This window comes from Myroides sp. LoEW2-1 (genome assembly GCF_009767705.1).
GTDB lineage: Bacteria > Bacteroidota > Bacteroidia > Flavobacteriales > Flavobacteriaceae > Flavobacterium > Flavobacterium album_A.
Map to the genome: position 1 here is coordinate 1 of NZ_WSPP01000092.1, position 8,322 is coordinate 8,322.

The following is an 8,322-nucleotide window of genomic DNA, read 5'->3' on the forward strand; positions in this document are numbered from 1 at the left end:
ACCTTTATACTGAGTATTAAATAAAAAATAAAGACAAAGACCAGTACTAAAGTTTGTTTTTTTCTATGCAAATTTGTCCACCAAGTATTAATGCTAAGTAGGGACTTTGAGTTTTTATTAAGCTTAATTTTATCTCTCATAGCCACTAACGTTTAATCGAACTAACTGTTTTATTCTCTAAAACAGTAAATTTCTCAATTATAAAGCCTTGGGGATTATTATCCGACCTTACCGCATTTAAAAGCTGACTACTAGTTATTATACTATTTTGAGTAATACTACTGGCTCTAATTACATGCTGAGTTAAATGCACTTTACTCTTATAAGGATATGACTTAAAATCAACCCATATGCTATCAACCGATACTCTTTGTTGAATACCCCCGGAGATAATACGAGAGTAATACCCTTTTTCAAGTAAATCTTGATAGTAATTAAAAGCACTTTTATCCGAGAGATTAAAGGCCCTTTGCATATTACTCTCAATGGCGGCTTTCTCTGGAGAGATACTAAAAAAGAATTCATGAAAACGCCTTAAATGTTCCCTTGCCTCAACAGGTCTATTTATACTTGCATCTTGAGAAAGAGCAAGCATTAAAGATTTGCCTTTATCAAGAACATATATTTTTTCTCTTTGTTGCTTGGCAAAATCATAGCTCTTGTAGATAGAAAACACCGTGACTAAAACACATAAGCTTGAAAAAACTAAAGTGTATAATCGTATTGTTAAAAATCTATTTTCTATATTTTTAAGTGATTTAAAATCCATAACTTACTTTTTAATCAATTGTCCTAAAATATTACCCCCAACAGATCCACTAACAGCACCTGCCATATTAGTTGTGCGTAAAGCAGTTTGATTAATATTACGAGTGTAATTCCCTCCTGCTCCTGCTTGAATAATCCAACTTGATAGAGTTGGGATTGTAAAATATCCCACAATACCAATTATCATAAATAAAATGTAAACAGTATCAAAACTATCTAACGTAGAAGTGGAAGAGCTAGTTAACCTCTCAAGGTCTTTTCCTATAATAAGGGTTTGTATTCTCGCTAGAATGCTACTTAAAATATCCGAGATTGGAAGCCATAAATACACACTAATATACCTTGAGAGCCACTGCGATAAACTCGATGAGAATCCACTCCAAATTGAAATGGCAAAAGCTATAGGTCCGAAGATACTGAGCACTATTAGAAAAAAAGTTCTAATGGTATCGATCACTAAAGCACTGGCGTGAAAAACATTCTCTAGAAGCTCTCTAAAGCCATCTCGAATACTCTTTTTAAAATCATACATCCCACGCTCTAAATACATGGTGCTTATACTAGTTAGATCAGATATAGACCAACCTAATTCTTGAATTTTATTATCAAATTCTTCATTGGACACCAAATAGGCCGTCTCGGGGTTATTGGCTAAAATTTGCCTCTCTAATTGATCCTTTTTTTGCTGTAACGCTCTAAGGTCAATCACCTGTTCTTTTAAAATTAAATGTGTTCCTTTAACCACCGGGCTCAAAACACTATTTATAGTTCCTAATACCAACGTTGGGAAAAACATAATACACAAACCTATAGCTAAAGGCCTTAAAAGAGGATACACATCAATAGGTTCTGCTCTAGATAAAGCAGCCCATACTTGTAAGGCTATATAAAAAAGCGCACCAAGCCCCCCTAAACCCTTTGCCATAGCAATCATATTACTAGCCAAGGGCATCATCTCGTTGTAAAGGTTTGCTAAAACCTCATGCAAATTATCACTTTCCATAACTACCAATATTTACTGTTAGACTCCCCATATAAATCAAGAATACTCTGGGTGTTACTCTTTTTTTTTGATCTTAAAATACTAACCGATATATTCTTTTTCGTATAGTAATCAACCAAATTATAATAGTATTTGACCCTGGAGTATATTGTATCGATAATATCCATTCGCTCTTTATCGTTTAAAGACAAACTTGTTTTGGTAACAATTTGCTTTAACTCGTTTAATAAAACAGTAGATTCAGACAATAGCTTAGCATACCCATTTGCAATAGCTTCAAGCTCTTGGTCAGAAAAATTACTATCATTGAGCATTTTGGAGAATCCCTGTACATATAATTTAGATACATCCGAGACTAAAAGAACAGTCTGTTGAACTTTTCTAGCATCTTTTACAAGGTGATTCACAGATTCAAGTTTATTGTAGTAATCTTTAGTTTGATTATAGATTTTCTCTACTTCCTTAAAATTCCTAATAACATTTTCAACCGTTGCTGAAGTTTGCACAATCTCATTGGTACTATTGATAATACTTTGAGCAAAATTTCCCGGATCGTATACGGTCCATTGACCAAAACAAACACTTGAGAATAAAAACAAAAAAGCAGTTAATATTCTCTGATATATTTTTTTCATAAGTCATTACTTTTAAATTAAAACATTACTGTATGCGCTGCTCAACAAGAGCTTTAATGGCAAGTTCTACATCACCATCAAATTCTAAAGTAAGTTGCTCTAGTTTGAGTTTTTCCTTCTCCTCGGTGGTATAGGCTAAATATTCAGAATAGCTCACCTCTGTGGCATAAACCCCAGAGTGAGTACCACCTAAATCAATCCACACCTCTTTATAAAGCCTCTGAGGGTGATTATTTAAATTAATGGATAAGATTTGAGCTTTTTGTTGGGAGTTTAGTCCTAACATTTTTTGAATCTGATCAAACTTATTGATGTATTTACGCTGGTCTAAAAGAATCTTACAATCTGAATTATTGATAATGCTCTGCTTTACAATCGGAGAGTCAATTATATCATCAATCTCCTGAGTGACAACTATAGCCTCACCAAAGAATTTTCTAACGGTTTTAAGTAGGCTAAGCACCCAGCGCCTTATCATATTTCTATGGTAGGTTTCCAAATGCTCGCCCCCGAACCGGACTTACACGTCTCCGCGTATCCGGCTCTCCACTAATCTTGTCAGTCTAATGTTCCATTATGGATTTTCTGATGACAGCTATGGCATACAGCGACAGTTTTTCTTCTTCTTGCAATCATATGTCTTTCCCAACTCTTTTTACCTTCTAGGTTTTTGAGTTTTCGTACATGATGCATGACAAGCTTTTCCGTAGCTCCGCACATTTCACACTTTTCAGCTTTGAGCCTATCTACAAGACTTGTCCTACTTGCATCAAAGATGGAGTAAGGCATAATGTCAAAGCCTGCGTCTGTCATTGGGTTCTTTCTCCTAAACCCCAAGTCATAGAAGTATCTTTCTTTGACCGCTCCAGATTTAGTGGTAAACCTTACTGTGAATTTTCCATTTCTACGATACTTGGAATTTATCTTTCTCGTTGAACTTTTGTATTTCCCAGCAAAGGTTTTGTACATACTGTACTCCATGATAAATTTGAAGTTGTGCAATTCAGAACAGTTATTAGCAATAGAAAAGTAATTGTAGAATCCTCTTATTTCCCGATTGTATCGGTCAAGAATTTCAAGATCGTCATTGAATATAAGTCCAGATCTGCATTTCGGTTTCCAAATTTCCTTTCCGTTTTGGTATCGGAATTCCAATACACCATAGTCAAGTAATTTGTTCCTTATCGTTTCCGTACTCAATTTAAGATATACCCTTTTACCATAGGTTCTTCTCAAACGACCTGCAATATCTCTTCTCTGTGCGTTTGACTTTCTCACAAAGATTTCATAGCCGAGAAAATGTGCCGAATCTTCCGTGTGGGTAATGAGTGTTTTCTCATCTGACAGTTCCAGTTTGAGCTTTTGGTCAAGGAAATTTTTAATATCTTCCTTAACTTCTTTCGCATCTTGCTTACTACCAATTATCCCGATTAGAAAATCATCTGCATATCTGACGTATTTCAATCTTTTGTATTCCGTGTCCATTTCGTCACAGCTTGGAAACATTGCACGCTGCTTATCCTCTGCCTTAATCCTTTGGATTAAAATTGTTCTTTCACTTTCGTCTTCTACCGACTTTAGTTTTCTCACAGTTCTCTTTCTTGCATTGTCAAAGTCCATACGAACTCTACTTGGTCTGCGTTTTTTCCCTTTATCGAAGTTTGTGATGTATTCTTTCATGTATTTGTCTAATCTGTCGAGGTAAATATTTGCTAATATTGGGCTTACAATACCTCCTTGCGGCGTTCCGCTGTACGTTTTATGAAATTTCCAATCCTCGATATAACCTGCTTTAAGAAACTTTCTAATTAGCCTTATGAATCTATCGTCAGAGATACGTTCTTTAAGGATACTTATCAATATATCATGACCAATATTATCAAAGAATCCTTTTATATCTCCTTCGATAAACCATTTAGCTCCGTTAAACGATTTCTTGATTTGAGCTAGTGCAGTATGGCAACTACGATTTGGACGAAAACCATGTGAAGAATATTCAAAACTCTCTTCATAAATAGCTTCTAAAATCATTCTTATCACTTCCTGCACCAGCTTGTCATCGAAAGCAGGTATGCCAAGAGGTCTAACCTTACCGTTTTTTTTCGGTATGTAAATTCTCCTCGATGGTTGGGGCTGATAGCTTTCATCTCTCAATGAAGCTATCAGTTTCTCAATGCGTGACAAGCTCATATTGTCAATACTTTGACCGTCTGAGCCTTCTGTCATATTACCTTCTTTTGCATAAATGCGCTGATAGGCAACATAGAACATCTCGTCATTAAACAGAATTCTGTAAAGCCTTTCAAACCTATAGCTTGAAGTTTTACTGTGTTCCACTAGACTGTTTAATACTCTTTCTGGATTTCTCATAATGTCTCTCACATTTTCCTTTAATTGTATTAATAAAAATTAGCTGCTTCCCTTGGCCATGTACAAGGCTTTCCCTTGCTCAAACTACTACGGAAGCTCCGTTACCATGTCGGATATTCAGAAAACTTAACTTTCATAGCCTTTCGGCATTCCGATTTAGGTAATCCCCGTTTGCGACTTAATAACTATTGGCACGATGGATTGTCGGATACGACTTCCGTCCTTTGTACGCTTACTGCGACTGCGCTGTAATAAGTTCAAGCTCCAACCATACCAATTCACTGGTGGAGTATTACAGTATGACGATTGATAGCTATCTTACGCCATAACTTCAAGTGGAATCGCTTGGACTATCGTTTAATCAATTCGGATTTTATCCTCATATCCATCTTTTCATCTCGCCATTCAGTAGCAGTTTGATAGCTGACTGACTTATGACTTTACCGACATGCTTCACTCCCTGTCCAGTTTCCCTTTCAGATAAGTCGGTTGATGATAGGTTTTCCAAAGAACACTAACCTAATCTCTTGCCAAAGAGATATTTACTAAGCCACCTTGACGGGCGCACATAAATACTTGATATAAGAAGCCATATTTTGTTTGGCTATGGCCTTCCAGGCCTCTTCAATTAAAATGACTTTTCGCTGTCCTTTAAGGCGTCTCATTTTATTTATAAAAACTTCCATAATGATTATAGTAACCACAGGAAAGAGTATTTTATGATCCTTTATACTATCTATTTCAAAGACAATAAACCTTTTAGAGAGTAGATCCAACTCCTTATTGGAGTTTAATAAGTAATCATATTCGCCACCTTTATAATAAGGCTCTAAAACATTGAGAAGATTGTGTAAGTCAAAGTCTTTTTCCCTTACTTTTTTAAAATCTAATTCACTTTTATAATCAGTATTTAAATACTGATAAAAACCATTAAAACTCGGAATATTACTTTTGTCTTCAAGAGTTTTTAAATAACCATTTACAGCGTTAGATATAGCTACTTCCTCTGAACGGGTTGCGGGCTGATCATCGCGTTTCCAAAGAGTTAGAATCAGGGTTTTGATACTCTCTTTTTTCTCAATATCAAAAATACCATCTTGGGTATAGAAAGGATTAAATGAAATTGGATTCTCTTGGGTATAGGTAAAGTAAATACCATCTTGATTATTTGATTTACCACCAATTAAATCACAGAGTCCTTTATAAGAATTTCCTGTATCGACAATTAATACATGAGCGCCTTGTTCGTGATATTGCCTTAAGAGGTGATTGGTAAAAAAGCTTTTACCACTACCGGAAGGCCCAAGAATAAATTTATTGCGATTAGTAATGATTCCCTTTTTCATTGGAAGATCTGAAAGATCAATAAAAACAGGTCTTCCACTTAAACGATCAGTCATTTTAATTCCAAAGTCAGATTGTGAATCTTTAGAATTAGTCTCTGAATTAAAAAAACAAATAGCAGGTGCAACAAAACTATAAAAACTCTCCTCGCTTGGAAAATCTGAGCTATTACCAGGTATACCTGCCCAAAAAAGAACAGCCGAATCAACCGTATTGTGTCTAGGTATACATCCCATTGATGCAATACTACTTGTTACTTTATTTTTAATTTGTTTTAATTCTTGTGGACAATCCGACCAAGTCATCACATTAAAATGAGCACGTATGGATTGTAGTCCTTGGCTATGGGCTTGATTTAAATACTGTTCTATCCATTGCTTGTTGATTTGATTAGAACGGCTATACCTAGAGAGAGAATGCATGTTTTTTGCCCTTTTCTCAAACATTTTTAAGTTATCATCACTATCTTCAATAAAAAGATATTGATTGTAGATGTGATTACAATCTAGTTGTAACGATACATGACTGGCAAAACTAACTAAGAGTTCACTTTTATCACTAGAGAGTTTATCATAAGCCCTAGCCATAGAAACCTCTAAAGGAAGATCGAAAGGGTTGGAAAAAGTAAAAAAATTTATAACATTCTCTCCTACCCTAACTCTTTGAGCATTAAGCTCAATGTCTTCTAAAACAGCATTATCTTGCTCATTTAAAGACATATACCTTTGTAAGAGTCCACCTTGACTAGTTGTTCCAACAATTTGGTTACTACAGAGTTTTTGTATCGAGAAATACTCACTGTCGTTTAAGATTCTTTCAAACTGTAGACAGGCCTGTTCGAAGTTCTGCAAAACTGTTTTATCTTTAATTTGCTTTGGTACTAATTCACCATAGACTAAGGATGAAAAATTACTGCGGCTTTGAATTCTTTGCTTGTTTGTCTTAGTTATATATAAATAACATTCGTGTTTTAAAAAACCACGACCCATAAAGTGTTTTTCAAAACTCTGACTCAAATAACTCATTTGTTGTAAATCATCTAAACAAGAGTAACTATGGTTTGTAAACCAATCTTGTTTGTGTACAATGGTAAAATCAGGCAAAACTTTTAAAGCCTTTTCCCAAAGAGAATGTATAGCTTGGTAATCCTGACTTGATAAAGAAAATATCTCGGGTAATTCAACCTTGTAACAAAATGTGATATCTGCTTGTTTGGATATTATGCAGTTTTGTTCCACACTTAAAAGGGGAAACATCCGCTTTAGAGTGTTTGCTTTGGCAATATTTCTCATAAAGTTAAGTGTTAGAATTAAACTCAAAAAAAGTAGTTATACACTCCCTTGATATGATGTATTTTGGAAAAGACCTTCTAGCTACAAGCTTTAATAGTCCATACTGACCGTATTTGTAATTAAAGTGAAAAACCAAACAGGTAAGACTAACAATTAATACACTGGCTAAAAAAAGACAAACATAACTTGATACACCCAGTATATAGAGCATCATAACAACTATAAGTACACCTAAAAAACCACCAGCCAAGTAAAATAGATACTGGGCTTTTAGACCATTAAATTCAACACAACTACCTGTGCCTTTATTAATACTATATTTTTGCATACTCAATGGGTTTATAAAAAGAATGATCTTAGAATTGTAGCCGCTACAATTAAAAAAATACACGCGCCAAACCAGCTTGCTGCAGTTTTACTAGTATCTGGGTCTCCACTAGAGAATTTATTATATACTTTAACCCCTCCAATAAGCCCCACCACAGCACCTATGGCATAGATCAGTTTGGTGGCAGGATCAAAATATGAAGTAACCATTTGAGTTGCCTCGGTAATACCTGCTATTCCATTTCCTTGGGCAAGTAGAGTTCCACATTGCAAAAAAACAAAGTAGAAAAAAACACTTTTAATGTTTAAAAACTTTTTCATAATAAATAGATTTAGTTAATAATCAAGTACCTTACTTGATTTTAATTAAATATCTACTTATAAAAAGTTAAGTATTTAAAAAGGAATAAAAAGTCCGTATTTGACTTAAAAACGCTCAGTATAAGCAAATTAAAAGCTTACAATAACCACTAGTTAAAAAAGCAAACAGAATATCGAGGTATCTCGATTGTGAAATCCTATAAGTAAAACACAAAAAAAGAAGACTATCAAGATTAATAATCAAACAACTCTATAATACAAC

General features: G+C 34.6%; 7 protein-coding genes and 1 pseudogene. All 8 read right to left on the minus strand.

Annotated elements, in window-relative coordinates; genetic code table 11:
* Positions 1 to 145: 145 nt before the first annotated feature.
* The gene (gene traK / locus GOQ24_RS06515; protein WP_155093332.1) at positions 146 to 769 is read right to left on the minus strand and encodes a conjugative transposon protein TraK; all 624 of its coding nucleotides are present in this window, start codon (positions 767 to 769) and stop codon (positions 146 to 148) included.
* Between the two features lie 3 nt (positions 770 to 772).
* Complete coding sequence (traJ, locus tag GOQ24_RS06520; RefSeq protein WP_155093333.1) at positions 773 to 1,771, minus strand: conjugative transposon protein TraJ; 999 nt, start codon at positions 1,769 to 1,771, stop codon at positions 773 to 775.
* Positions 1,772 to 1,773: 2 nt separating this feature from the next.
* On the minus strand, positions 1,774 to 2,406 hold the full coding sequence (locus GOQ24_RS06525) for a DUF4141 domain-containing protein (RefSeq protein ID WP_155093334.1): 633 nt from the start codon (positions 2,404 to 2,406) through the stop codon (positions 1,774 to 1,776).
* Positions 2,407 to 2,431: 25 nt separating this feature from the next.
* Positions 2,432 to 2,869: a hypothetical protein gene (locus GOQ24_RS06530; protein ID WP_317165482.1), complete on the minus strand. Its 438-nt coding sequence runs from the start codon at positions 2,867 to 2,869 to the stop codon at positions 2,432 to 2,434.
* Positions 2,870 to 2,964: 95 nt separating this feature from the next.
* Positions 2,965 to 4,776, minus strand: coding sequence for a reverse transcriptase domain-containing protein (locus tag GOQ24_RS06535; protein ID WP_155093425.1), 1,812 nt, complete (start codon positions 4,774 to 4,776; stop codon positions 2,965 to 2,967).
* Between the two features lie 554 nt (positions 4,777 to 5,330).
* Positions 5,331 to 7,412 (minus strand): annotated as a pseudogene (locus tag GOQ24_RS06540) (TraG family conjugative transposon ATPase); the annotation flags it as partial.
* Between the two features lie 4 nt (positions 7,413 to 7,416).
* Positions 7,417 to 7,740 carry a DUF4133 domain-containing protein gene (locus GOQ24_RS06545; protein ID WP_155092736.1) on the minus strand — a complete coding sequence of 108 codons (324 nt, stop codon included), beginning with the start codon at positions 7,738 to 7,740 and terminating at the stop codon, positions 7,417 to 7,419.
* Positions 7,741 to 7,751: 11 nt separating this feature from the next.
* Entirely contained in the window at positions 7,752 to 8,060 is a 309-nt protein-coding gene (locus GOQ24_RS06550) for a DUF4134 domain-containing protein (RefSeq protein WP_155092737.1), read from the minus strand.
* Positions 8,061 to 8,322: the final 262 nt, after the last annotated feature.

What these genes read in the sequence shown, in the direction of transcription:
- traK (WP_155093332.1), bottom strand. Translation starts at nt 769, where the DNA reads ATGGATTTTAAATCACTTAAAAATATAGAAAATAGATTTTTAACAATA.
- traJ (WP_155093333.1), bottom strand. Translation starts at nt 1,771, where the DNA reads ATGGAAAGTGATAATTTGCATGAGGTTTTAGCAAACCTTTACAACGAG.
- GOQ24_RS06525 (WP_155093334.1), bottom strand. Translation starts at nt 2,406, where the DNA reads ATGAAAAAAATATATCAGAGAATATTAACTGCTTTTTTGTTTTTATTC.
- GOQ24_RS06545 (WP_155092736.1), bottom strand. Translation starts at nt 7,740, where the DNA reads ATGCAAAAATATAGTATTAATAAAGGCACAGGTAGTTGTGTTGAATTT.
- GOQ24_RS06535 (WP_155093425.1), bottom strand. Translation starts at nt 4,776, where the DNA reads ATGAGAAATCCAGAAAGAGTATTAAACAGTCTAGTGGAACACAGTAAA.
- GOQ24_RS06550 (WP_155092737.1), bottom strand. Translation starts at nt 8,060, where the DNA reads ATGAAAAAGTTTTTAAACATTAAAAGTGTTTTTTTCTACTTTGTTTTT.